General features: G+C 55.9%; 24 protein-coding genes and 1 tRNA gene. 17 read left to right on the forward strand and 8 right to left on the reverse strand.

The window, feature by feature from the left end:
• Window positions 1-160: 160 nt before the first annotated feature.
• The 3 genes from hldE to JTI98_RS01735 form a co-directional block, all read right to left on the reverse strand.
• Entirely contained in the window at window positions 161-1594 is a 1434-nt protein-coding gene (gene hldE / locus JTI98_RS01725; protein WP_042998180.1) for a bifunctional D-glycero-beta-D-manno-heptose-7-phosphate kinase/D-glycero-beta-D-manno-heptose 1-phosphate adenylyltransferase HldE, read from the reverse strand.
• 47 nt (window positions 1595-1641) lie between these two features.
• Window positions 1642-4470 carry a bifunctional [glutamate--ammonia ligase]-adenylyl-L-tyrosine phosphorylase/[glutamate--ammonia-ligase] adenylyltransferase gene (glnE, locus tag JTI98_RS01730; RefSeq protein WP_216081857.1) on the reverse strand — a complete coding sequence of 943 codons (2829 nt, stop codon included), beginning with the start codon at window positions 4468-4470 and terminating at the stop codon, window positions 1642-1644.
• 107 nt (window positions 4471-4577) lie between these two features.
• Window positions 4578-5879 (reverse strand): inorganic triphosphatase, encoded by a 1302-nt coding sequence (locus JTI98_RS01735; protein ID WP_044328098.1) that lies wholly within the window; start codon window positions 5877-5879, stop codon window positions 4578-4580.
• 241 nt (window positions 5880-6120) lie between these two features.
• Between JTI98_RS01735 and JTI98_RS01740 the strand changes: the two genes are divergently transcribed.
• Both JTI98_RS01740 and JTI98_RS01745 read left to right on the forward strand, forming a co-directional pair.
• Window positions 6121-6741, forward strand: a complete 621-nt coding sequence (locus JTI98_RS01740) for a TIGR04211 family SH3 domain-containing protein (protein ID WP_042998183.1) — start codon at window positions 6121-6123, stop codon at window positions 6739-6741.
• Between the two features lie 65 nt (window positions 6742-6806).
• Window positions 6807-8048 carry a multifunctional CCA addition/repair protein gene (locus tag JTI98_RS01745; RefSeq protein ID WP_216081858.1) on the forward strand — a complete coding sequence of 414 codons (1242 nt, stop codon included), beginning with the start codon at window positions 6807-6809 and terminating at the stop codon, window positions 8046-8048.
• Window positions 8049-8095: 47 nt separating this feature from the next.
• Here the strand turns inward: JTI98_RS01745 and bacA are convergent, their stop codons facing one another.
• Both bacA and folB read right to left on the reverse strand, forming a co-directional pair.
• The gene (gene bacA, locus JTI98_RS01750; protein ID WP_058587561.1) at window positions 8096-8917 is read right to left on the reverse strand and encodes an undecaprenyl-diphosphate phosphatase; all 822 of its coding nucleotides are present in this window, start codon (window positions 8915-8917) and stop codon (window positions 8096-8098) included.
• Window positions 8918-9067: 150 nt separating this feature from the next.
• Window positions 9068-9433: a bifunctional dihydroneopterin aldolase/7,8-dihydroneopterin epimerase gene (folB, locus tag JTI98_RS01755; protein ID WP_042998186.1), complete on the reverse strand. Its 366-nt coding sequence runs from the start codon at window positions 9431-9433 to the stop codon at window positions 9068-9070.
• A 106-nt stretch (window positions 9434-9539) separates the two neighbouring features.
• On the opposite strand from folB, the gene plsY reads away from it, so the two are divergent.
• Window positions 9540-10157 carry a glycerol-3-phosphate 1-O-acyltransferase PlsY gene (gene plsY / locus JTI98_RS01760; RefSeq protein WP_042998187.1) on the forward strand — a complete coding sequence of 206 codons (618 nt, stop codon included), beginning with the start codon at window positions 9540-9542 and terminating at the stop codon, window positions 10155-10157.
• A 32-nt stretch (window positions 10158-10189) separates the two neighbouring features.
• Here the strand turns inward: plsY and JTI98_RS01765 are convergent, their stop codons facing one another.
• Window positions 10190-11122, reverse strand: coding sequence for a LysR family transcriptional regulator (locus JTI98_RS01765; RefSeq protein ID WP_042998188.1), 933 nt, complete (start codon window positions 11120-11122; stop codon window positions 10190-10192).
• Window positions 11123-11334: 212 nt separating this feature from the next.
• On the opposite strand from JTI98_RS01765, the gene ttdA reads away from it, so the two are divergent.
• The 10 genes from ttdA (at window position 11335) to ureG (ending at window position 19415) form a co-directional block, all read left to right on the forward strand.
• Window positions 11335-12246 carry a L(+)-tartrate dehydratase subunit alpha gene (ttdA, locus tag JTI98_RS01770; protein ID WP_086512708.1) on the forward strand — a complete coding sequence of 304 codons (912 nt, stop codon included), beginning with the start codon at window positions 11335-11337 and terminating at the stop codon, window positions 12244-12246.
• Complete coding sequence (gene ttdB / locus JTI98_RS01775) at window positions 12243-12848, forward strand: L(+)-tartrate dehydratase subunit beta (RefSeq protein WP_042324302.1); 606 nt, start codon at window positions 12243-12245, stop codon at window positions 12846-12848. Before ttdA ends, ttdB begins: the two co-directional genes overlap by 4 nt.
• 48 nt (window positions 12849-12896) lie before the next feature.
• On the forward strand, window positions 12897-14360 hold the full coding sequence (locus JTI98_RS01780) for an anion permease (RefSeq protein WP_042998189.1): 1464 nt from the start codon (window positions 12897-12899) through the stop codon (window positions 14358-14360).
• Between the two features lie 123 nt (window positions 14361-14483).
• A complete protein-coding gene (locus JTI98_RS01785; RefSeq protein ID WP_252869630.1) occupies window positions 14484-15308 on the forward strand; it encodes an urease accessory protein UreD in 825 nt (274 codons plus the stop codon).
• 9 nt (window positions 15309-15317) lie between these two features.
• Window positions 15318-15620: an urease subunit gamma gene (locus tag JTI98_RS01790; RefSeq protein WP_216081860.1), complete on the forward strand. Its 303-nt coding sequence runs from the start codon at window positions 15318-15320 to the stop codon at window positions 15618-15620.
• A gap of 9 nt (window positions 15621-15629) precedes the next feature.
• A complete protein-coding gene (locus tag JTI98_RS01795; RefSeq protein WP_216081861.1) occupies window positions 15630-15950 on the forward strand; it encodes an urease subunit beta in 321 nt (106 codons plus the stop codon).
• Window positions 15943-17646, forward strand: coding sequence for an urease subunit alpha (gene ureC, locus JTI98_RS01800; protein WP_216081862.1), 1704 nt, complete (start codon window positions 15943-15945; stop codon window positions 17644-17646). Before JTI98_RS01795 ends, ureC begins: the two co-directional genes overlap by 8 nt.
• A gap of 9 nt (window positions 17647-17655) precedes the next feature.
• Window positions 17656-18114: an urease accessory protein UreE gene (gene ureE / locus JTI98_RS01805; RefSeq protein WP_042998193.1), complete on the forward strand. Its 459-nt coding sequence runs from the start codon at window positions 17656-17658 to the stop codon at window positions 18112-18114.
• The gene (locus tag JTI98_RS01810; RefSeq protein WP_042998194.1) at window positions 18114-18788 is read left to right on the forward strand and encodes an urease accessory protein UreF; all 675 of its coding nucleotides are present in this window, start codon (window positions 18114-18116) and stop codon (window positions 18786-18788) included. Before ureE ends, JTI98_RS01810 begins: the two co-directional genes overlap by 1 nt.
• 9 nt (window positions 18789-18797) lie before the next feature.
• Window positions 18798-19415, forward strand: a complete 618-nt coding sequence (ureG, locus tag JTI98_RS01815; protein ID WP_044255783.1) for an urease accessory protein UreG — start codon at window positions 18798-18800, stop codon at window positions 19413-19415.
• A gap of 123 nt (window positions 19416-19538) precedes the next feature.
• Here the strand turns inward: ureG and tsaD are convergent, their stop codons facing one another.
• Window positions 19539-20552, reverse strand: a complete 1014-nt coding sequence (gene tsaD, locus JTI98_RS01820) for a tRNA (adenosine(37)-N6)-threonylcarbamoyltransferase complex transferase subunit TsaD (RefSeq protein ID WP_042998195.1) — start codon at window positions 20550-20552, stop codon at window positions 19539-19541.
• Window positions 20553-20779: 227 nt separating this feature from the next.
• Between tsaD and rpsU the strand changes: the two genes are divergently transcribed.
• From rpsU to rpoD, 3 genes are all read left to right on the forward strand, one after another.
• Window positions 20780-20995 carry a 30S ribosomal protein S21 gene (rpsU, locus tag JTI98_RS01825; protein ID WP_001144069.1) on the forward strand — a complete coding sequence of 72 codons (216 nt, stop codon included), beginning with the start codon at window positions 20780-20782 and terminating at the stop codon, window positions 20993-20995.
• Between the two features lie 232 nt (window positions 20996-21227).
• Window positions 21228-22973, forward strand: a complete 1746-nt coding sequence (gene dnaG, locus JTI98_RS01830) for a DNA primase (RefSeq protein WP_044265580.1) — start codon at window positions 21228-21230, stop codon at window positions 22971-22973.
• A 233-nt stretch (window positions 22974-23206) separates the two neighbouring features.
• Entirely contained in the window at window positions 23207-25051 is a 1845-nt protein-coding gene (rpoD, locus tag JTI98_RS01835; protein WP_216081863.1) for an RNA polymerase sigma factor RpoD, read from the forward strand.
• A 46-nt stretch (window positions 25052-25097) separates the two neighbouring features.
• On the opposite strand, the gene mug is transcribed toward rpoD, so the two are convergent.
• Complete coding sequence (mug, locus tag JTI98_RS01840) at window positions 25098-25604, reverse strand: G/U mismatch-specific DNA glycosylase (protein WP_042998198.1); 507 nt, start codon at window positions 25602-25604, stop codon at window positions 25098-25100.
• Window positions 25605-25729: 125 nt separating this feature from the next.
• Between mug and JTI98_RS01845 the strand changes: the two genes are divergently transcribed.
• Window positions 25730-25805: transfer RNA gene (locus tag JTI98_RS01845), tRNA-Ile, on the forward strand.
• The last annotated feature ends 47 nt before the right edge of the window (window positions 25806-25852 follow it).

The following is a 25852-nucleotide window of genomic DNA, read 5'->3' on the forward strand; positions in this document are numbered from 1 at the left end:
TCCAGTCGGTGAATCTCTGTTAAGGTCATATGCTTTTTTCTGATACCAGTATTTACCGGGAGGCGTAGCAGGTTTGTACATATTGTGCGCAAATCAGTTGCCTGAGTTCACACTTTGGGAACACGGGTGATGCCCGATTTCCAGACATCACCGCCAGCGGTTATTTATCGCTGTCTTTTTGAATTTTTTTGATGATATTGGTGGTGGAGCAACCGTCTTCAAAGTTGAGCACCAGCACTTCGCCGCCGTTGGCCCACACCTCTTCACTACCGGCAATCTCTTCTGGCTTATAGTCACCGCCTTTCACCAGCAGATCCGGTAATACGCCTGCAATAAGGCGCTGCGGCGTGTCTTCTTCAAAGGAGACCACCCAGTCAACGGCTTCCAGCGCGGCCAGCACGATCATCCGCTGTTCGAGCGGATTCACCGGGCGAGTTTCCCCTTTCAGCCGTTTCGTCGATGCATCGCTGTTGACCGCGACAATTAAGCGATCGCCCAGCTTACGTGCGTTTGCGAGATAGGAGACGTGACCTGCGTGCAGAATGTCAAACACCCCGTTGGTCATGACGACTTTCTCACCACGCTTACGGGCACTGGCAACGGCCTGCTTCAGCTCGTCTTCTGTCATCACGCCAAAGCCGGTTTCCGCACGGCCGCGTACCGCGTTTTCCAGTTCGATAGGCGACACAGTGGAGGTCCCCAGCTTACCGACCACCACACCCGCCGCCGCATTGGCAAAGAAGCAGGCTTCTTCCAGCGAATTACCGGCAGCCAGCGTCGCCGCCAGCACACCAATAACCGTGTCACCCGCACCGGTCACGTCATACACTTCCTGCGCCTGCGTCGGCATATGCAGCGGGGCTTTGCCCGGTTGCAGCAGCGTCATCCCTTGCTCAGAGCGGGTGACCAGTAGCGCGGAAAGCTCGAAATCGGCAATCAGCTTCATGCCACGTTCAACAATTTCTTCTTCGCTTTTGCATTTTCCTGCCACCGCTTCGAACTCAGAGAGGTTTGGCGTCAGTAGCGTCGCGCCGCGATAGCGGGCAAAATCAGTCCCTTTCGGATCGATCAGCACCGGCACTCCGGCTTTACGCGCCAGCGCGATCATCTGCTGAACGCTGGCCAGCGCGCCTTTCGCATAGTCAGACAGCACCAGCGCCCCAATCGAGCTCAGCGCCTGGTTGATACGCTCATGCAGCGGCTGCGGATCCACACCTTCAAAACCTTCTTCGAAGTCGAGACGAATCAGTTGCTGGTTGCGTGAAAGCACGCGCAGTTTGGTGATAGTAGGATGGGTCGGGACAGAAACAAAGTCGCATTTCACGTTCACGTCCGCCAGCGTTTTGCTGAGCGCGCGCGCGGCATCGTCAATACCGGTCAGTCCGACCAGGCGCGAATTTGCGCCCAGAGAGGCAATGTTCATCGCCACGTTCGCCGCACCGCCCGGACGTTCTTCGATGGTATCGACTTTCACCACCGGTACCGGCGCTTCAGGTGAAATACGGCTGGTGGGCCCGTACCAGTAGCGATCCAGCATCACATCACCGACAACCAAGACTCCTGCACGTTCAAACTCTGGCAGCGTTACTTTCATTCCTGTCTCCTGAGAGATTCAAAATTTGCGCGCGATAATAGCACACTTCATTCTTCAACCAGCCACTTCTGCCAGCTTGCCCGCACCAGCGTACGTTCCGCCTCAAAACACGTTTGCGCCACATGGCCTGGCAGCTCCTGTAAGGCAAGGTGATGTAACTCATCGCGCAGCGTGGTGTAGGCGTGGGTCAACGCCATCGCCTCCTGCTCGTCCATAATGTCGTTTTGCGCTAACAGTTCCAGAATGCGCACATTATCCGACCAGCGGGTCAGTTTGGGTTTGTCATGGGCATAACGTAGCACCAGATATTGCGTGATAAATTCGATATCCGTAATACCGCCTTCATCAGCTTTAATATCAAAGCGATCGCGATGTTTATTGCCCAGATGCGCGCGCATTTTTTCACGCATTTCGCGCACCTCGTTCTGCAACGTTTTGCCATCGCGAGGCTGCGTCATAATATCGCGACGCACCGAATCAAACTGCGAGGTCAGTTGCGGGTCGCCGTAAACCACTCGTGCGCGCACCAGCGCCTGATGCTCCCACGTCCAGGCCTCATTTTTCTGATAATCCGCAAAGGACTCTGCGGAAGTCACCAGCATCCCCGCAGCCCCTGACGGACGCAACCGGGCATCCACTTCATACAGGATGCCCGAGGAGGTGCGGGTGCTGAACAGATGCATAATGCGCTGCGCCAGCCGCAGATAGAACTGCCGCCCGTCAATTTCCCGTTCACCGTCGGTCATCACGTCAACGGGGCAGTCATGCAGGAAGATCAAATCGAGATCGGAGCTGTAGCCCAATTCCCAACCGCCCAGCTTGCCGTAGCCCACCACCGCAAAACCGCGCCCTTCCCGCTCGGCAAGATGCGTCGGCTGGCCGTAGCGCGCCACCATTTGCAGCCACGCTTGTTGCACAACGGCGTCAATCATCGCCTCCGCCAGCCAGGTCAGGTGGTCGCTGACTTTCATCACCGGCAGCGTACCGGCAATATCCGCGGCGGCAATACGCAGCAGTTGCGTTTGCTTAAACTGCCGCAGAGCTTCCAGCTGTTGTTCTTCATCATCTTCCGGGACGCGCAGTAAATACTGACGTAACTCATCACGATACGCGTCGGTCGCCGTCGGCTGATAGAGCGTATTCGGATCGAGCAGTTCATCGAGCAGCAGCGGATAGCGCGCCAACTGACTGGCGACCATCGGCGACGCTGCGCAGAGCGAAATCAGATGTTTCAGTGCGCCGGGGAATTCACTCAGCAGCTCCAGATAGGTGGTCCGGGTGACAATTCCCACCAGCAGCGGCGTAATGCGCGACAGCGGGAGAGAAGCGTCCTGGCGCGTGCAGACATCACTCAGCAGGTGCGGCATCAGGTGGTCGAGCACCTGGCGACCGCGCGGGCCTATCGTGCGTTTATCCAGTTCTTTACGGAAATCGGCAATCAACGCCAGCACGCGCAGGCGATCGTCATCCGTAAGATGCGACAGCACCGGCGGCGTGTCATCTTCCTGCAAGGCATCCTGCCACAGTTCGCGCCACTGTTCCGAGGGCGCATCTTCCTGCGTGTCAGTTTCGTCATCGCCTATCAGCTCGTTAAACACGCGCCGAACGTTCGCCATGTGCCCTTCCAGCGTTTCCATCAGCTGCGACCAGTTATCCGCATTCATTCCCCAGGCCAGTCGCGCCCGGTTAAGTTCATCGCCCGGCAGCGTCTGCGTCTGTTCATCGTTAATGCTTTGCAGCAGGTTTTCCAGTCGACGCAGGAAGAGATAGGCCAGTCGCAACTGTTCGGCATCGTTTTCCGGCAGCAAATGCAGTGCGGCGATCGCGCTTAACGTCGGCAGCAGTGAACGCGATTGCAGCGACGGCTCACGCCCGCCGCGAATCAACTGAAATACCTGCACAATAAATTCGATTTCGCGAATGCCGCCCGCGCCGAGCTTGATGTTATCTTTCAGCCCCCGGCGACGAACTTCACGCGCAATCATCCCCTTCATATTGCGCAACGACTGGATCACACTGAAGTCGATATAACGGCGGAAGATGAATGGACGCAGCATGGCGCGCAGTTCATCGACATAACGACCGTCGGTATCGCCCATGATCCGCGCCTTGACCATCGCGTAGCGCTCCCAGTCGCGCCCTTGCTCCTGGTAATAATCTTCCAGCGCCGCAAAACTCAGCACCAGCGGGCCGCTGTCGCCAAACGGACGCAGCCGCATGTCCACCCGATAGACAAAACCATCCTGGGTAGGCTGATCCAGAACCTTGATCAGCCGCTGCCCCATGCGTGTAAAAAACTGCGCGTTATCGAGTTCGCGGCGTCCCCCCTGGGTAGAGCCGTGCTCAGGCCAGGCAAAGATCAGATCGATGTCCGAAGAAAAATTCAGCTCACCGCCGCCCAGTTTGCCCATGCCCAAAATCAGCAGCGGCTGTGGGATACCGTCCTGACTGCACGGCGTTCCCCATTCCCGACAGCAGGCGTCGTACAGCCAGTCGCGCGCGCTGACGATCAGCGTTTCGGCCAGATGGCTTAACTGTTGCAGAATGTCGGTATCGTCCACCAGCGACAGCGCCTGCGCCCAGGCAATGCGCACCATCACGCGGCGGCGAAACAGACGCAGCTCATGCATCAGCGCCGCTTCATCGTTCACCGTTGCCAGCGCCGCCTGTAACCATTCGCCGTACTGTTGCCATTCATCGGCCTGCGGCGGCGCGCTTTCCAGTTCCGTCAGCCAGTGAGGATGTGCAATGATGCTGTCCCGCACAAAATCACTGAATGTAAGTACTGACTTCGCTTGTACGCCAGATACGGATTCAGGTAACTGCTCTGCAATGGTTTGCCAGTACTGCTGTAACGGTGACGAAAGCGGCTTCATTAAAAGGTTCCTTGTAACGTTGCCGGATGTGGGCATTACGCCTTATCCGGTCTACAAAACATGTCGATCCGTAGGCCTGATAAGCGCAGCGCCATCAGGCACTCCGGTTATCGTTTCCCGCTGTGCAACCAGAACGGTTGCTGGTTGTTCGCCTCATTGCGGAAATGTTCAATTTCAATGTGTTGACCGTTGGCGATAGCGTGATACAGCCCTTGCCAGTTCTCCAGCCAGGCCTGAACCACCGGCGTATCGTAATACCCCGCCAGCAGCAAAACGGTGTCGATATCGCGGCGTAAACGCGGCAACTGATCGCGATACTGGTCACCCAGCGGTTGTCCAAAAACGCTTTTCAGCTCAGCGGCGGTACGCGAAAGATGGATATCGGCGAAGCGCTTGAAAGAATCCGCCATTTTGGCCTGCGCCTTTGCATCCAGAAACGGCTGCCAGGCTTTGGTCACCAGCCACTCAGTCAGCGCCAGTTTCGCCATCGCCGTTTGGGTGGTATACACCGCCGTCACGGCAGAAACCGCAGAAGCGATGGTCGCTTCCGACTGGGTGAGCAGATCACGTAAGTGAGCGCTCGCTTTACGCGGAACGATGCCGCCAAACAGCATCAGGGTGTGACGCACCAGGCCCATCGCGGCCAGCACATGCGCCTTCGCGGCCTTATTGTCGCGAACCCAGAGTTCTTCGTGGTACTGCCATTGTGCCAGCGCCAGCTCCAGAGCGGCTTCCAGCCCGTGTTCCACGCTGGCTTTCGCGGGTGCTTTCAGCACCGCAGTCGGTTTGATCTCGCGTGGAGGATTCCCCTGCGCCAGATGATATCCACGCGCCGCTTTACTCAGGCTGCCCTGGCGCAGACCCGCCTGGTTCACCAGCTGATTCGCCAGCTTCAGAACCGCCCGGGTGTCGCCGCTCAGCAGTTCAAGCTCCAGCTCGCAAATCGGCTCCGCCAGTTCACCTGCTTTCACTTCGCCTAAATCGAGGGCGATTTCAATCTGGCTGCCATCCACGGTCAACAGCCATTTTTCACGTTCAAAATCGGTGCTGAACAGCGGCTGCACGCGGGAGAGGAGATCGGCAGGCAGCTCACCGTTGGGCCACACCTCCGGCGGAAATTGCGTTAAATCCAGCGTGGGCTCATTCAGGGGAACATTGTATTCCGGTCGCTGGTGTAAACCGCCGGTCACTCGTCCGGCAATTTTTAGGGTCATCTCATAGCGACCTTTCTCCCCACGAATACGCAGCCCCATATCGTGACCACGCAACCACTTATCCTCGGTCTCGTAGTAAATATTCAACAACGGGCTGGGTGCATGATGCTCGCCTCCGAGCGTATTCAGATGGTCACGCAGCGCGTTCACGGCGTCGTGATTAACGATAAATTTTAATTCAATTTCCTGAGCCATGGCCTTGTACTTACCGGTTATGTCACATAAGAGAGAATCACGACGAACTTACGGTGATCTTTTTTGTCAGTAGATAGTATTTTGCGCCAAATTGCCATGCAACGAGCAATTTGACGGGCGTAAAAGTTTTGAAGTAGCGGTAAACCGGACACAGATGATTCCGATTGATGTTGAATGCTTTGCGTAGAGACACTGATACCACTACTATCGTTCCACTTTCTATGACAATAACGACAGCCTGATGCCAAAATTACGCCTGATTGGATTTATGTTACTCGCACTTAGCGCTACTGCCGTGTCTCACGCCGAAGAAAAGCGCTATGTCTCTGATGAACTGAACACCTGGGTCCGCAGTGGTCCGGGGGATAATTATCGCCTCGTTGGCACGGTCAACGCGGGCGAAGAAGTCACACTGTTACAAACTGACGCCAACACGAACTACGCGCAGGTTAAAGACAGCACCGGGCGGACGGCCTGGATCCCGATGAAAGAGCTGAACAGCACGCCCAGCCTGCGCACCCGCGTGCCGGATCTGGAAAATCAGGTCAAAACGCTGACCGATAAGCTCAACAATATTGACACCACCTGGAATCAACGCACGGCTGACATGCAGCAGAAAGTGTCGCAGAGCGACAGCGTGATCAATGGGCTGAAAGAAGAGAATCAGAAGCTGAAGAACGAGCTGATTGTGGCGCAGAAGAAGGTCAGCGCCGCGAATTTGCAGCTTGATGATAAGCAACGCACCATCATCATGCAGTGGTTTATGTATGGCGGCGGCGTGCTGGGACTTGGCCTGCTGCTCGGTTTGATCCTGCCGCACATGATCCCAAGCCGGAAACGCAAAGACCGCTGGATGAACTAAATCGCCTTCTCCGCCACACTGTCATATGATTAAGGGATTGTATTTCCCTGGAGAGGTGGTGTGGCGTGAAGATTTATCTGGTCGGTGGTGCGGTTCGGGATACGCTGTTAGGGCTACCGGTTAAAGATAAAGATTGGGTGGTGGTTGGTGCCACGCCGCAACAAATGCTCGACGCGGGCTACCAGCAGGTAGGTCGCGATTTTCCTGTTTTTCTCCATCCGCAAACCCACGAAGAGTATGCCCTGGCGCGTACCGAGCGTAAGTCTGGCTCGGGCTATACCGGATTCACCTGTTATGCCGCGCCGGACGTCACGCTGGAAGACGATCTCCAGCGCCGTGACCTGACCATTAATGCCCTGGCGCAAGATGGTGACGGTGAGATCGTCGATCCCTATCACGGTCGGCGCGATCTGGAGCAACGCCTGCTGCGCCATGTTTCACCAGCCTTTAATGAAGATCCGCTTCGCGTCCTGCGGGTGGCACGTTTTGCCGCCCGCTATGCGCATCTGAGCTTCCGCATTGCTGACGAAACCATGGCCCTGATGCGCGAAATGACGCACGCCGGTGAACTGGAACACCTGACGGCAGAGCGCGTGTGGAAAGAGACCGAGAACGCGTTAACCACGCGTAACCCGCAGGTCTATTTCCAGGTCTTACGCGACTGTGGCGCGCTACGCGTGTTGTTCCCGGAGGTTGATGCGCTGTTTGGCGTCCCTGCTCCGGCTAAGTGGCATCCGGAAATCGATACCGGGATTCATACCCTGATGACGTTGTCGATGGCGGCGCTGCTCAGTCCGGAAGTTGACGTGCGTTTTGCCACGCTGTGTCATGACCTCGGCAAAGGCCTGACTCCGCCGGAGCTCTGGCCGCGTCACCACGGGCACGGCCCGGCGGGCGTCAGACTGGTCGAACAGTTATGCCAGCGCCTGCGCGTCCCGAATGAAATCCGTGATTTAGCCAAACTGGTGGCGGAGTTCCACGATCTCATCCATACCTTCCCGATACTGCAACCTAAAACCATCGTGAAACTGTTTGATTCAATCGATGCCTGGCGCAAACCGCAACGCGTGGAGCAAATTGCGCTCACCAGCGAAGCTGACGTGCGCGGACGGACGGGATTTGAAGCCGCGGATTATCCGCAGGGGCGTTTGCTGCGGGAAGCGTGGGAAGTGGCGCAATCGGTGCCCACCAAAGACGTTGTCGAGGCCGGATTTAAAGGTATTGAGATTCGCGAGGAGTTGACCCGACGCCGGATTGCGGCGCTTGCCCGCTGGAAAGAGACTCGCTTCCCGAAGGCGGCCAATTAAGGTGTGAATGCCGGATGGCGCTGCGCTCATCCGGCATGAGAGGTCGGTCAGAAAAACACCACGTAGACCGCCGCGGCGACGATAAAGCGATAGATCGCGAACGGTATGAAGGAGATCCGCTTAATCAGTTGCAGGAACGTTTTGATAGCAACCAACGCCACCACAAAAGCGGTGACAAACCCAACGGCAAACATCGGAATATCGGCCACGGTCAGGAACGACCAGCTTTTGTAGAGATCCAATGCGGTGGCACCCATCATCATCGGTACGGCCAGCAGGAACGAAAATTCAGACGCGGCATAACGGCTCACGCCCATCAGCATCCCGCCGGAAATGGTCGCCCCGGAACGGGAGAACCCCGGCCACAACGCCAGGCACTGGAAGCAGCCAATCATGAATGCCTGACGGTAAGTCATGTCATCCAGACCCGGTGCGCGCGGTTCTTTCGGTTTCAGACACTCTGCAGCGATCAACAGTAAACCGCCCACCACCAGCGCATACATCACATTAACCGGGTTAAACAGCGATTTGATCGTATCGTGGAAGACCAGTCCCAACACCACCGCCGGGATCATCCCCAACAGAATATGGAGAAGCGTTAAGCGGCCTTTACTTTCTCCTTCGCGCTGTAGCGGACGACCAAAGTGAATGCCGATCAGACCAAACAAACGCCGCCAGAACATCACGACGACCGCAAGAATGGAACCCAATTGGATCACCACCTCAAACGTCTTTGCCGTATCACCCTCAAATCCCAACAGGTGGCCCACAATGATCATGTGCCCGGTGCTGGAAACGGGTAAAAACTCCGTCAATCCTTCGACCACACCCAAAATTGCCGCAATCAGCAGCGAGTGCATATCGCTCATCAATAAACCCCTAAGTAGAAAAATTTACAGCGCAAAATGATCCAGCTTCATACCCTCAATAATTCGCGTGCAGCCAACGCACATGCAACCTGAAGTATGACGGGTATAGGACTCTTTTATATCCGTTTGGTTTAACAAAGATGAAGATAATTATTTTTCTTTCAGATTATTGCTACGCTCAATGATTACGCCCACATTGGCCGCGCGCGCCACCGCGCCGGGCTTACTGAGTTTGATGCGCACCCACGGCGAATTAAAGCGCGTCAGCAGCAGTTCGGCCACCTCTTCGGCAACGCGCTCCACCAGCGCGAAACGCCCGCCTTCTACATGATTAACAATCGTCTCGGCGATATCCGCATAGCTCAGGCAATCGGCGACATCGTCACTTTTTGCTGATTTTCGGTTATCCCATGCCATTTCGATATCGAACACCAGCTTCTGTTCGATAGTCTGTTCCCAGTCGTAAACACCAATCGTGGTGATTACCGAAAGTTGCTCTATAAATACAATATCCATCACGACCTGCCTGCTTTTTGGCTAACCCGGATACCACTTCCGGCGAAATATGCGTATTATCCACAGAAGTAGCGTTTTACACGACATTTTCAAAACGGAACAGCTTATGAGTGCAATCGCGCCTGGAATGATCCTCTTCGCGTACCTCTGCGGCTCCATTTCCAGTGCCATTCTGGTCTGCCGCATTGCTGGCTTGCCCGATCCGCGTAGCAGCGGCTCCGGCAACCCTGGCGCGACCAATGTGTTACGAATCGGTGGCAAGGGAGCAGCCGCAGCGGTCCTGATTTTCGACGTCCTGAAAGGGATGTTGCCCGTCTGGGGCGCGTATGCGCTGGGCGTTAGCCCGTTCTGGTTGGGTCTTATCGCCATCGCCGCCTGTCTGGGGCATATCTGGCCAGTCTTCTTTGGCTTCAAAGGAGGAAAAGGCGTGGCAACAGCCTTTGGCGCTATCGCGCCTATCGGTTGGGATCTCACCGGCGTAATGGCGGGCACCTGGTTGCTCACCGTTCTGTTAAGCGGCTATTCATCGCTGGGAGCGATCGTCAGCGCGCTGATTGCCCCGTTCTATGTCTGGTGGTTCAAACCGCAGTTCACCTTCCCGGTCTCCATGCTGTCGTGCCTGATTTTGCTGCGCCATCATGACAACATCCAGCGCCTGTGGCGCCGCCAGGAAACGAAAATCTGGACCAAACTGCGCAAGAGACGCGAGAAAGATCCCGAGTGAAGTTGGCCGGAAATGGCGTTGTCCAGCCCGGCCTACAGCACCTGATAGCCCTCGTCCGGCTTGCCTAAGCGCTGCTGGCACCATGCTGCCAGAAACTCCACACAGACTCTGAGCTTCACGCTGCGGTACAGTGGTTCCTGATATACCGCCCAGATGTTGGCGCTCTGCGCATATTCCGGCAACACTCGCACCAGTTTGCCGCTTACCAGAAACGGCTGCACATCCCACTCTGAACGCAACATGATGCCTTTGCCTTCCAGCGCCCATTGCAGAACGACTTCACCGCTGTTGGAAGAGAGATGCCCGCTCACTTTGACCGATTTTTTCGTCGTGCCATTTCCCAGTTCCCATATTCCGTGCGTCATGTCACGCTCTTTTGTCACCAGGCAATCATGGTGACTTAATTCCTGCAAGGTTTTGGGTTCAGGATATTTTTGTAAATATTCTGGGGAGGCACACAATATTCTTTTATTCTTTGTTAACAAATGCGCAATATAATAATCCGGGATCTCATCGTTAATACGAATATCGAGATCGATATTATCCTGAACCAAATCAATTTGCCGATCGAAGAGTTCAAAATGGACCTGTAACTCAGGATAATTGCGCATCAATTCGGTAATCGCAGGTGCAATATGACTGCGGCCAAATCCGAAGCTACAGCCAATACGAATCATCCCTTCCGGGCGCGTTTTGATTTGCGTCACATCATCAATCAAGCGCTGATATTGCGTCAGGATCACCAGCGCCTGTTCGTAACAACGCTGACCGCTTTCCGTCAGCGCCACCCCGCGCGCCGAGCGGTTAAGCAGCGTAGTGCCGAGCGTAGTTTCCAGAATCTGGATCCGCTTCGTCACAAAGGCAGGCGTTTGTCCGAGGGCGCATGCTGCGGCGCTAAAACTGCCCGTATGGACGATTTCCACCAGCACCTGAAGGTCTTTGGCTAAGGGCCAGTTTTTGAGCATTTTTCGGGGTGTCCATGATAATTGATACCTGAAGTGTAATTCGCAATCTAAGGTTAATCTCTGCCTTTGCTCAATTTTCATCATCTTTCTTCAGCATCATTCACGAACTGTTAATTGCATATACACAGTGGCAAATAATATAAAACCACACATTCAATGGTAGTTTGTGAGGGAGAATTTATTTCCAGACAAATAAAAGAACTGGAGTTGACATGATGAGCAATCAAAATAATCAAAATGCGGTTAATACGCTGACGGAAATAGTCGCCAATTTTACCGCCATGATTTCCACGCGCATGCCCGACGATGTGGTGGACAAATTAAAACAGCTACGGGATGCCGAAACCTCAAAGATGGGGCAAATCATCTACCACACGATGTTCGACAACATGCAGAAGGCTATCGATCTTAACCGTCCGGCCTGCCAGGACACCGGTGAGATCATGTTCTTCGTGAAGGTCGGCTCCCGTTTCCCGCTATTGGGTGAGTTGCAAAGCATTCTCAAGCAAGCGGTGGAAGACGCCACGGTGAAAGCGCCGCTGCGCCACAACGCAGTAGAAATTTTTGACGAAGTGAATACCGGTAAAAACACCGGTAGCGGCGTACCGTGGGTGACATGGGACATTGTCCCTGATGGCGAAGACGCGGAAATTGAAGTTTACATGGCCGGCGGCGGCTGCACGTTGCCGGGGCGCTCCAAAGTGCTGATGCCTTCCGAAGGCTACGAAGGCGTGGTGAAGTTCGTCTTTGAAAACATCTCGACGCTGGCCGTCAACGCCTGCCCGCCGGTGCTGGTCGGTGTGGGGATCGCCACCTCCGTTGAAACCGCCGCCGTGCTGTCCCGTAAAGCGGTACTGCGTCCGATCGGCACCCGCCATCCGAACCCCAAAGCGGCAGAGCTTGAATTGCGTCTGGAAGAAGGGTTGAACCGGCTGGGCATTGGCCCGCAGGGGCTCACCGGCAACAGTTCGGTGATGGGCGTGCATATTGAATCCGCCGCGCGTCACCCGTCGACCATTGGCGTCGCTGTCTCTACCGGCTGCTGGGCGCACCGTCGCGGTACGCTGCTGGTCCATTCTGACCTCTCCTTCGAAAACCTGTCTCACACCCGGAGCGCGTTATGAAAAAGATCCTCACAACCCCGATCAAAGCCGAAGACCTGGAAGACATCCGCGTTGGCGATGTGATCTATCTGACCGGTACGCTGGTGACCTGCCGCGACGTCTGCCACCGCCGCCTGATCGAACTAAAGCGCCCGATCCCCTACGACCTCAACGGTAAAGCGATTTTCCATGCCGGACCGATCGTGCGTAAGAACGGTGAAAAATGGGAGATGGTCTCCGTCGGCCCCACCACCAGCATGCGCATGGAAGCCTTTGAAAAAGAGTTCATTGAGCAGACGGGTGTCAAACTGGTGGTGGGTAAAGGCGGCATGGGGCCGCTAACGGAAGAAGGTTGCCAGAAGTTCAAGGCGCTACACGTGATCTTCCCGGCAGGCTGCGCGGTGCTGGCAGCCACTCAAGTGGAAGAGATCGAAGAAGTGCACTGGATGGAGCTCGGTATGCCGGAATCGCTGTGGGTTTGCCGGGTGAAAGAGTTCGGTCCGCTGATTGTCTCTATCGACACCCACGGCAACAACCTGATCGCCGAAAACAAAAAACAGTTCGCCGAACGTCGCGGTCCCATCGTCGACGAAATCTGCGAACACGTGCATTACATCAAATAACCCTTCCGGAGAGGCCTGTGCCTCTCCCTCTTTCGCAGGGATACGACAATGGCACCTTTATCTGGTTGGTGGCGATATCTGGCTCCGCTGGTGGTCATCGCCATTATTGCTGTTTTGCCCGTCCCCACCGGTCTTGAGAGCCACACCTGGCTCTACTTTGCGGTCTTTACCGGGGTTATCGTGGGACTCATTCTGGAACCGGTACCCGGCGCAGTCGTGGCGATGATTGGGATATCAATTATCGCGGTTCTCTCGCCGTGGCTTTTGTTCAGCCCCGAACAACTCGCCCAGGACGGATTCAAATTTACGTCCAAAGCGCTGTCGTGGGCAGTTTCTGGTTTTTCTAACTCGGTGATCTGGTTGATTTTCGCCGCCTTCATGTTTGGCACCGGCTATGAAAAAACCGGCCTCGGGCGGCGTATCGCGCTGATGCTAGTGAAAAAAATGGGGCACCGCACGCTGTTTCTCGGCTACGCGGTGATGTTCTCCGAGCTGATTCTTGCTCCCGTTACACCGTCTAACTCCGCACGCGGCGCAGGGATCATCTACCCCATTATCCGCAACCTGCCGCCGCTCTATAACTCAAAACCCAACGATCCCAGCGCCCGTTCCATTGGTTCTTATATTATGTGGATGGGGATCACCGCCGACTGCGTGACCAGCGCCATTTTCCTGACGGCGATGGCACCGAACCTGCTGCTAATTGGTCTGATGAAGACCGCGTCCCATACGGCGCTGAGCTGGGGCGACTGGTTCTTAGGCATGCTGCCGCTGAGCATTCTGCTGGTTCTGTTGGTGCCGTGGCTCGCCTATGTGCTATATCCGCCCGTGCTGAAGTCGGGCGATCAGGTGCCACGCTGGGCGGAATCGGAACTCAAAGAGATGGGGCCGCTCTGCTCACGTGAGAAAAAGATGCTGGTGCTGATGGTAGGCGCCCTGGTGCTGTGGATCTTCGGTGGGGACTACATCGATGCCGCGATGGTCGGTTACAGCGTCGTTGCCCTGATGCTGGTGCTGCGCATCATCTCCTGGGATGACATCGTCAGTAATAAATCGGCGTGGAACGTCTTCTTCTGGCTGGCCTCGCTTATCACCCTCGCAACCGGACTGAACAACACCGGCTTTATCACCTGGTTTGGCAAACTGCTGGCCAGCGGATTGAGCGGCTACTCACCGGTGATGGTGATGATCGCGCTGATTGTGGTGTTCTGGCTGTTGCGTTACTTCTTTGCCAGCGCCACGGCGTATACGTCCGCGCTGGCACCGATGATGATCGCCGCCGCGCTGGCGATGCCGGAAATTCCCTTACCGGTCTTCTGCCTGATGGTCGGTGCGGCTATTGGTCTGGGCAGCATTCTCACTCCGTATGCGACCGGACCAAGCCCTATCTACTATGGCAGCGGTTATCTGCCGACCGTGGATTACTGGCGGCTGGGGGCAATTTTCGGCCTGATTTTCCTGGTGCTGCTGCTGGCGACCGGGCTTATCTGGATGCCTCTCGTTTTGCTTTAACCCCGTTGGGGCGGCAGGGCTGTCGCCCCTTTTTTCCATAAGCGTCTCATATGACCGTTTTCCCGCCGCGCTGAGGCATACTTTTTGCTATGCAAACACCCTCACGCTGAGAAGGGAAACGCTCTGGAAACCCTTGCGCACAAGACACCGACACGGGGCTGGCAGGCCGAACTCGACCTGCGGTTTAGCCATACCGCGCACAAAACGGTGCTCACCCGCGCACGCCACGTCGGTCCCCTGACGGTTCAACGGCCATTTTATCCGCAAGACGATGTTTGCCACCTCTATTTACTCCACCCACCCGGCGGAATTGTCGGCGGTGATGAGCTGCACATTTCCGTCACGCTGGACGAAGACAGTCACGTATTAATCACCATGCCCGGCGCGGGTAAGTTTTATCGTAGCGCAGGCCCACAGGCGTGCCTGCATCAGACGTTCACGCTGGCCCCAAACGCGACGCTGGAATGGCTGCCGCAGGATACGATCCTGTTCCCCGGCGCTAACGCCAGCCTCCGCTCCGTATTTCATCTCACCGCTGAAAGCCGCCTGCTGGGCTGGGATCTGCTCTGCCTCGGGAGACCGGTTATGCAAGAAACGTTCAGCCACGGCACGCTGCATAACCGTCTGGAGATCTGGCGCGACGGGCAGCCGCTGCTCATTGAACGCCTGACGCTGAGGGATGGGGATCTCTCGGCCATCGCCAGCCAGCCGTGGTGCGGTACCCTGCTCTGCTATCCGGCTACGGAACAGATGCTCGACGGTGCGCGGGAACGTCTTGCTCCGCTCGGTGATTATGCCGGGGCAACGCTCGTCGACTCACTGCTGACGGTTCGTTTTCTGGCTGACGACAACCTGATTGTTCAGCGCGTCATGCGCGAAATCTGGCAGTTTTTACGCCCGCTGTTAACCCAAAAGCCACCGCACCTGCCGCGCATCTGGCAAACCTGAGAGACGCTTATGGAACTGACCCCCAGAGAAAAAGACAAACTGTTGCTCTTTACCGCCGCGCTGGTCGCAGAACGCCGACTGGCGCGGGGTCTGAAACTGAACTACCCGGAATCGGTGGCGCTCATCAGCGCATTCATCATGGAAGGCGCGCGCGACGGTAAAAGCGTCGCCTCGTTGATGGAAGATGGCCGCCACGTTCTGAACCGTGAGCAGGTGATAGAAGGCGTTCCGGAAATGATCCCGGACATCCAGGTGGAAGCGACCTTTCCGGACGGTTCGAAGCTGGTCACCGTTCACAGCCCGATCGTCTAAGGAGAACCCATGATTCCAGGCGAATACCGGATCGCAACGGGAAACATTGCGATCAACGCAGGGCGCGAAACGCGCACGATCGTGATAGAAAACCATGGCGATCGCCCTATTCAGGTGGGATCGCACTACCACTTTTACGAGGTCAACCCGGCGCTCCGCTTTTCCCGCGAATCCGCGCTGGGTTTTCGGCTGAATATTCCGGCGGGAACGGCGGTACGTTTTGAACCGGGCCAAAAGCGAGAAGTCGAACTGGTTCGAGTGGCGGGCGCACAGCGTATTGTTGGCTTTCGCGGCGACGTCATGGGTGCGCTGGAGGTGAAGCATGGCTGAGATTTCCCGGCAGGCTTACGCCGACATGTTCGGCCCGACCACCGGCGATAAAGTGCGTCTGGCGGACACGGATCTGTGGATCGAAGTGGAAAACGACCTCACCACCTATGGCGAAGAGGTGAAATTCGGCGGCGGCAAAGTGATCCGCGATGGCATGGGCCAGGGACAGATGCCGTCTCAGGAATGCGTGGACCTGGTGATCACCAACGCGCTGATCGTCGATCACTGGGGGATCATCAAAGCGGATATCGGCATTAAAGACGGCAGGATCTTTGCCATCGGCAAAGCCGGGAATCCGGATATTCAGCCTGACGTAACGATCCCGATCGGCGTCGCCACCGAAGCGATCGCCGGTGAAGGCAAGATCGTGACCGCAGGCGGCGTGGATACCCATATTCACTGGATCTGCCCGCAACAGGCGGAAGAGGCGCTGGTCTCCGGCGTGACGACAATGATTGGCGGCGGTACCGGACCGGCAGCCGGCACCAACGCCACCACCTGCACGCCGGGGCCGTGGTACATCGCCCGGATGCTACAGGCGGCGGATACGCTGCCCGTCAATATCGGTCTGCTGGGCAAAGGCAATGGCTCCCACCCCAATGCACTGCGCGAGCAGGTTGCCGCCGGTGCCATCGGCCTGAAAATTCACGAAGACTGGGGCGCGACGCCTGCGGCTATCGACTGTGCGCTAACCGTGGCCGATGAGATGGACATTCAGGTGGCGCTGCACAGCGATACTCTGAACGAGTCAGGCTTTGTCGAAGATACGCTGGCGGCGATTGGCGATCGTACCATCCACACCTTTCACACCGAAGGGGCCGGCGGCGGGCATGCGCCAGATATCATCACCGCCTGCGCGCACCCGAATATCCTGCCCTCCTCCACTAACCCGACGCTGCCCTATACCGTCAATACCATTGATGAACACCTCGACATGCTGATGGTTTGCCACCACCTCGATCCGGATATTGCCGAAGACGTGGCCTTTGCCGAATCACGGATCCGTCGGGAGACCATCGCCGCCGAAGATGTGTTACACGATATTGGCGCGTTTTCTCTGACCTCATCGGATTCACAGGCGATGGGGCGCGTGGGAGAAGTGATCCTGCGCACCTGGCAGGTGGCGCACCGGATGAAGGTTCAGCGCGGTCCCTTGGCCGAGGAGACGGGGGAGAACGATAATCTGCGCGTGAAGCGCTATATCGCCAAGTACACCATTAACCCGGCACTGACCCACGGTATCGCTCACGAAGTCGGCTCCATTGAAGCCGGAAAGCTGGCGGATCTGGTGCTCTGGTCACCGGCCTTTTTCGGCGTGAAGCCTGCAACGATCGTGAAAGGCGGCATGATCGCCTGCGCACCAATGGGGGACATCAATGCTTCCATCCCCACGCCGCAACCGGTGCATTACCGCATGATGTTTGGCGCGCTCGGCGCGGCGCGTCATCATTCCCGGCTGACCTTTCTGTCGCAGGCGGCGGTGGAAAACGGTGTCGCACAGCAGCTCAATTTGCAAAGCCAAACCGCCGTGGTGAAAGGCTGCCGGACGGTGAAAAAAGCCGACATGATCCACAACAGCCTGCAACCGACTATCACCGTGGATGCCCAGACCTACGAGGTCCGCATCGACGGCGAACTCATTACCAGCGACCCCGCTGACGTTCTGCCGATGGCGCAACGTTACTTTTTATTTTGAGGAGCCGAGATGCTGTTATTGACGCAACGCGTTGACACCCCAGCGCACATCACCGCCACGCTGACGCTGCCGATTGATATCCGCGTGAAGAGCCGGGCGAAAGTACAGCTCAATGACGGGCGCGAGGCGGGGCTGATGCTGCCCCGAGGCTTGCTGCTGCGCGGCGGTGATTGCCTGAGCACTGAAGATGGCACGGAGGTGGTAGAAATTATCGCTGCCAGCGAAGCGGTATCGGTGGTGCGTTGCACCGATCCGTTCCTGCTCGCGAAAGCCTGCTACCACCTCGGCAACCGTCACGTCCCATTGCAAATTTTGCCGGACGAACTGCGCTATCACCACGATCACGTTCTGGACACCATGCTGCGCCAGTTCAGGTTAGAGGTGACCTTTGCCCATCTGCCGTTTGAGCCCGAGGCCGGGGCGTATGCCGGTGAATCCCACGGCCATCACCACAGCCATGCGCACTGATGCGTGACGCACAACAGCAGTTGCGTTTGCTACAACTCGCCAGCAGCAGCCTGCCGGTGGGCTCGTTTACCTGGTCCCAGGGGCTGGAGTGGGCGGTTGAAACCGGCTGGGTGAACAGCGTGGACACCTTCGAATGCTGGCAAACCCGACAGATGGAAAATAACGTTTTCACCGTCGACCTGCCGCTGTTTGCCCGTCTGTATCACGCCTGTGAGCAGGATGATATTGACGCCGCACGCCGCTGGACCGCGTATCTGCTGGCCTGCAGGGAAACCCGCGAGCTGCGGGAAGAAGAACGTAGCCGGGGTGTCGCGTTCACCCGACTGGTGGTCGACTGGCAGCCAGAGTGCCCGCAGCAATGGCGCGCACGTTTTGCCGACAGTCAGCTCTGCGGTATGGCCTGGCTCGGCGTGCAGTGGCGCATTCCGCTGCATGACCTGGCGTTAACGCTCGGCTACAGCTGGATCGAGAGCGCCGTGATGGCCGGCGTCAAGCTGGTGCCGTTTGGCCAACAGGCCGCGCAACGGCTGATTATTTCACTTTGCGCGCAATACGCCAAAGGCATGGCGCAAGCGCTGGCGTGTCCGGACGACCGTCTGGGTTCCGCCACGCCGCTGGCGGCCATCGCCTCTGCACGCCATGAAACCCAATATTGCCGTTTATTTCGCTCCTGAGGAGAGACAATGAGTGAGTACAAACATCCCCTGCGCGTTGGCGTAGGCGGCCCGGTCGGTTCCGGTAAAACCGCCCTGCTGGAAGCGTTATGCAAAGCAATGCGCGATCGCTGGCAACTGGCGGTGGTCACCAACGATATCTACACCAAAGAGGATCAGCGGATTCTCACCGAAGCGGGCGCACTGGCGCCGGAACGTATTGTCGGTGTAGAAACCGGCGGCTGTCCGCACACCGCCATCCGCGAAGACGCCTCGATGAATCTGGCTGCGGTGGAAGCATTAAGCGAAAAATTTGGCAATCTGGATTTGATTTTTGTCGAGAGCGGCGGCGACAACCTGAGTGCTACCTTCAGCCCGGAGCTGGCGGATCTGACGATCTATGTGATCGACGTCGCCGAAGGGGAAAAGATCCCGCGCAAGGGCGGACCAGGGATCACCAAATCGGATTTCCTGGTGATCAACAAAACCGATCTCGCCCCCTATGTCGGCGCGTCGCTGGAGGTGATGGAGCGCGATACGTTGCGCATGCGCGGCGAGCGCCCGTGGACATTTACCAATTTGAAATCGGGTGACGGTCTGGCGACGATTATTGCGTTTCTGGAAGACAGAGGAATGTTGCGGATGTAGTGCGGTGTATTGCTGAGTGGCGGCTTCGCCTGACCCGGCCTGCGGTCTTGTCGATCCGGTAAATGCAGAGAATAGATTCGTAGGCCCGGTAAGCGTAGCGCCACCGGGCAGGACAAACCCTACTTAAGCTGCTGGCAGTTCCGCCAACGGCCAGCGTGGACGCACGGTCACGCCGAGATCCGCCGTAGCGCCCGCTTTAAAGCGCACCATACCGGCATAGGCAATCATCGCCCCGTTATCGGTGCAAAATTCCGGACGGGCATAAAACACCTCACCACGACGTTTTTGCATCATCTCCGCCAGCTTCGCGCGCAGCGTGCGGTTGGCGCTGACGCCGCCTGCCATCACCAGACGCTTAAAGCCGGTCTGATCCAGCGCACGTTTACACTTGATCATCAGCGTATCCACCACCGCGTCTTCAAACGCCCGGGCGATATCAGCACGGGTTTGATCATCGCCGCCGTTATTGCGGATAGTATTCGCCGCAAAGGTTTTCAGCCCTGAGAAGCTGAAATCCAGCCCCGGGCGATCGGTCATGGGCCGTGGGAAAACAAAACGTCCAGCGGTGCCCTGCGACGCCATTTTCGACAGCATCGGACCGCCTGGATAGTCAAGCCCCAGCAGTTTGGCGGTTTTATCGAACGCTTCACCGGCGGCATCATCAATCGACTCACCCAGCAGTTCATACTGTCCGACACCAGTCACGCTGATAAGCTGGGTATGTCCCCCCGACACCAACAGCGCCACGAAGGGGAATTCCGGCGGGTTATCTTCCAGCATTGGCGCCAGCAGATGTCCTTCCATGTGGTGTACGGGGATAGCGGGCACATTCCACGCAAACGCCAGAGAACGACCAACGGTTGCACCGACCAGCAGCGCGCCAACCAGACCCGGTCCTGCGGTATACGCCACCGCATCAATCTCTTTTGCACTCAGTCCCGCCTCTTTCAGCGCCGCCTGGATCAACGGCACCGTTTTGCGGACATGATCGCGGGAGGCCAGTTCAGGCACGACCCCGCCGTAGTCAGCATGTAATTTCACCTGACTATACAATTGGTTGGCTAACAGACCTTTTTCGTCGTCGTAAATGGCGATGCCGGTTTCATCGCAGGATGTTTCAATTCCCAGTACACGCATGACTTGTTTCTACCTCACTTTATTACCGCGCAGTGTAGGTCGAATGCGGGGAGATGTATACCCTCACTCCCGATTTCGTGTATACTCTCCCCCCTTATAAAAGTCCCTTTCAAAATCGCATCGGTGCTTTACAAAGCAGCAGCAATTGCAGTAAAATTCCGCACCATTTTGAAATAAGCTGGCGCTGATGCCAGCGGCAAACCGAATTTATTAAAGGTGAGAGTTACATGCCGGTAATTAAAGTACGTGAAAACGAGCCGTTCGACGTAGCACTGCGTCGCTTCAAGCGTTCCTGCGAGAAAGCAGGCGTTCTGGCGGAAGTTCGTCGTCGTGAGTTCTATGAAAAACCGACTACCGAACGTAAACGCGCTAAAGCTTCTGCTGTGAAACGTCACGCGAAGAAACTGGCTCGCGAAAACGCACGCCGCACTCGTCTGTACTAATCTCTGTCGGGGGCTGAGGCTCTCGATTCAGACCGAGTTGTAGTTGTAAGGCCGTGCTTCCGAAAGGAATGCGCGGCTTATTTTCGTTTATATACGTCATCATTCAAGCTGCCTCTGCGCTCGCTCCCCCCAGTCACGTACTGATGTACGTTCCTGAGGATTCGCTCTTTTGCCGCCTTGATGCAACCTGAATGATTTTGTGTATATGAGTCATAAAAAATAAACGGGGCATATGGCTGGACGAATCCCACGCGTATTTATCAATGACCTGCTGGCACGAACCGACATCGTCGATCTCATCGACGCGCGGGTAAAGCTGAAAAAGCAGGGCAAGAATTATCATGCGTGCTGTCCGTTCCATAACGAAAAAACCCCCTCTTTCACCGTAAACGGTGAAAAACAGTTTTATCACTGCTTCGGATGCGGCGCGCACGGCAACGTCATCGACTTCCTGATGAACTACGACAAGCTCGAGTTCGTGGAAACCGTCGAAGAACTGGCGGCCATGCATAATCTTGACGTCCCGTTTGAAGCAGGCACAGGTCCCAGCCAGATAGAGCGCCATCAACGGCAAAGCCTTTATCAACTGATGGATGGCCTGAATACGTTTTATCAGCAATCTCTGATGCAACCCGCCGCTACCCCTGCGCGCCAGTATCTGGAAAAGCGAGGACTCAGTAGTGAAGTGATCGCGCGTTTTGCTATTGGCTTTGCGCCCCCCGGTTGGGACAACGTCCTGAAACGGTTTGGCGGCAATAGCGAAAATCGCCAGTCACTGGTGGATGCGGGCATGTTGGTCACCAACGATCAGGGACGCAGTTACGATCGCTTCCGCGAACGGGTGATGTTCCCCATCCGCGACAAGCGTGGTCGGGTGATAGGTTTTGGTGGTCGTGTGCTGGGTGATGCCCTGCCGAAGTACCTTAACTCTCCGGAAACCGATATTTTCCATAAGGGTCGCCAACTGTATGGCCTTTATGAAGCGCAGCAGGATAACGCCGATCCGCAACGTCTGTTAGTAGTGGAAGGCTATATGGATGTGGTGGCGCTGGCGCAGTATGGCATTAACTATGCCGTGGCTTCGCTGGGTACTTCAACCACCGCCGATCATATCCAGCTCCTGTTCCGCGCCACGAACAACGTCATATGCTGTTATGACGGTGACCGGGCAGGACGAGACGCCGCCTGGCGCGCGCTGGAAACCGCTTTGCCGTACATGACAGATGGTCGTCAGCTACGCTTTATGTTTTTACCTGATGGCGAAGACCCCGATACGCTGGTGCGGAAAGAGGGGAAAGAGGCATTCGAAGCCCGGATGGAGCAGGCCCTGCCGCTCTCCGCGTTTTTGTTTAATAGCCTGCTGCCACAGGTGGACCTGAGCACTCCAGACGGGCGTGCGCAATTGAGTACGCTGGCGCTGCCGCTCATCACACAGGTACCGGGTGAAACGCTGCGCATTTATCTGCGCCAGGAATTGGGAAACAAGCTTGGCATTCTGGATGACAGCCAACTTGAACGATTGATGCCAAAATTGTCTGAAAGTGGGGCTTCCCGACCCGCTCCGCAGCTAAAACGCACGACCATGCGTATACTGATAGGACTGTTGGTGCAAAATCCGGAACTGGCGCCGCTGGTGCCGCCGTTAAGCGGTCTGGATCAGAATAAACTGCCCGGACTTGGTTTATTTGCCGAACTGGTCAACACGTGTTTGTCCCAGCCCGGGCTGACTACCGGACAGCTTTTAGAACACTATCGTGGCACAAATGATGCGGCCACCCTTGAAAAACTGTCGATGTGGGACGATATAGCAGATAAGGATATTGCTGAAAAAACCTTCACCGACTCACTCAACCATATGTTTGATTCGATGCTTGAGCTGCGCCAGGAAGAGCTAATTGCCCGCGAGCGCACACACGGTTTAAGCAACGAAGAACGCCGGGAACTCTGGACATTGAACCAGGAACTGGCGAAGAAATAATTGAAGCAGACAAAATCATTCGAGTTGTATCAAGGCAGCAAGAGAACGCCGCTAGCGCAGAGACAACTTGAAGGATGAACTATTTAACGGCTTAAGTGCCGAATAGCGATCGGGAAGCCCCCGACAGCCGCACTGAGAGGCAGCGGCACAAATATAAGTACGCCCTCGCTTTAAATGTTGGCAGCAACGGCTTGCTGACGCTAATCAAACGAATTAAGTGTGGATACCGTCTTATGGAGCAAAACCCGCAGTCACAGCTGAAGCTTCTTGTCACCCGTGGTAAGGAGCAAGGCTATCTGACCTATGCCGAGGTCAATGACCATCTGCCGGAAGATATCGTCGATTCAGATCAGATTGAAGATATCATCCAAATGATCAACGACATGGGTATTCAGGTGATGGAAGAAGCACCGGATGCCGATGATCTGCTACTTGCTGAAAACACCACCAGTACCGACGAAGACGCGGAAGAAGCGGCCGCGCAAGTTCTGTCCAGCGTAGAGTCTGAAATCGGTCGTACCACTGACCCGGTTCGCATGTACATGCGTGAAATGGGTACCGTTGAACTGTTGACCCGCGAAGGCGAAATCGATATTGCGAAACGCATCGAAGACGGGATCAACCAGGTTCAGTGCTCCGTTGCCGAATATCCAGAAGCCATTACCTATCTGCTTGAGCAGTACGATCGTGTTGAGGCTGAAGAAGCCCGTCTGTCCGATCTGATCACCGGTTTTGTCGATCCGAACGCGGAAGAAGATTTGGCGCCGACCGCCACTCACGTTGGCTCTGAGTTGTCTCAGGAAGACCTGGATGACGACGAGGACGAAGACGAGGAAGAAGACGACGACAGCAGCGATGACGACAACAGCATTGACCCTGAGCTGGCGCGCGAGAAGTTCGGTGAACTGCGTACGCAGTACGAAGTCACGCGTGACACCATCAAAGCGAAAGGTCGTAGCCACGCCGATGCTCAGGCCGAGATCCTGAAGCTGTCTGAAGTGTTCAAGCAGTTCCGTCTGGTGCCGAAGCAGTTCGACTACCTGGTGAACAGCATGCGCGTCATGATGGACAGAGTTCGTACCCAGGAACGTCTGATCATGAAGCTCTGCGTTGAGCAGTGCAAAATGCCGAAGAAGAACTTCATCACCCTGTTCACCGGCAACGAAACCAGTGAAACCTGGTTCAACGCGGCTATCGCGATGAACAAACCGTGGTCCGAAAAACTGCACGATGTGACCGATGACGTTCACCGTGGCCTGCAGAAACTGCAACAGATTGAAGAAGAGACCGGCCTGACTATCGAGCAGGTCAAAGACATCAACCGTCGTATGTCCATCGGCGAAGCGAAAGCGCGTCGTGCGAAGAAAGAGATGGTTGAAGCCAACTTACGTCTGGTTATCTCTATCGCCAAGAAATACACCAACCGTGGTCTGCAGTTCCTGGATCTGATTCAGGAAGGCAACATCGGTCTGATGAAAGCGGTTGATAAGTTCGAATACCGTCGTGGTTACAAGTTCTCCACCTACGCAACCTGGTGGATCCGTCAGGCGATCACCCGCTCTATCGCGGATCAGGCACGCACCATCCGTATTCCGGTGCATATGATTGAGACAATCAACAAACTCAACCGTATCTCTCGCCAGATGCTGCAAGAGATGGGTCGCGAGCCGACGCCGGAAGAGCTGGCCGAGCGCATGCTGATGCCGGAAGACAAGATCCGTAAAGTGCTGAAGATCGCTAAAGAGCCGATCTCCATGGAAACCCCGATCGGTGACGATGAAGATTCGCATCTGGGTGATTTCATCGAGGATACTACCCTCGAGCTGCCGCTGGATTCTGCGACCACCGAAAGCCTGCGTGCAGCAACACACGACGTACTGGCCGGTTTGACCGCGCGTGAAGCGAAAGTCCTGCGTATGCGTTTCGGTATCGATATGAACACCGACCACACGCTGGAAGAAGTAGGTAAACAGTTCGACGTGACCCGCGAACGTATCCGTCAGATCGAAGCGAAGGCACTGCGTAAACTGCGTCACCCGAGCCGTTCTGAAGTCCTGCGTAGCTTCCTGGACGATTAATCCCGTCACATAAACTGCAAACGCCACCTTCCCGGTGGCGTTTTTTTTACATTCCGCGCACGATCAGCGCCTCATCCAGTTCCCTGAAGGCTTCCACCAGTTTATCCAGGGTAATACGGCTCAGTCCGCTGGTATTCGGCAACACCCACACCTGCGTTGCGCCAATCGTTATGCTCTGCTTTCCCCACTCTACGCCGCGCTGGCTGAAGCCTTGTTCAAACGCCTGCTTACCTAATATCGCCAGGGCATGCGGTTGATAATCTTCAATTTTGGCAATCAGTTGACGCCCACCATCATGCAGTTCTTTACGCGAAACCTCATTAGCCTGCACCGTCGGTCTGTCGACCAGTTTGGTCACACCACAGCGAAAATCCAGCAAGTGTTCTGCTTCTTCCGGTTTGAGTTGGCGATCGGTAAAACCGGCCTGATGAATCACTTTCCAGAAACGGTTTGCCGGATGCGCAAACGGAAACCCCGTCCCGGCAGAAGAGAGCCCCGGATTGATGCCGCAGAACACGACCCGCAGCCCCGGCGCTAAAATATCTTTTACCATGAATACCTCACAACGATACGTCATGAGAAAAGTATAACGGATTGAAAATACGTTGTTTAATAAAACAGCATACGTACGGTTATGGCTGGATTGCGCGCAGGAGTTACTTTATAATTCACCGCCACGGCCCCTTAGCTCAGTGGTTAGAGCAGGCGACTCATAATCGCTTGGTCGCTGGTTCAAGTCCAGCAGGGGCCACCAAACAAAACAAGGAGTTAGATGAGAAATCGTCTGACTCCTTTTTCTTT

The organism is Citrobacter sp. MGH 55, from assembly GCF_016906145.1.
Taxonomy (GTDB): domain Bacteria; phylum Pseudomonadota; class Gammaproteobacteria; order Enterobacterales; family Enterobacteriaceae; genus Citrobacter_A; species Citrobacter_A amalonaticus.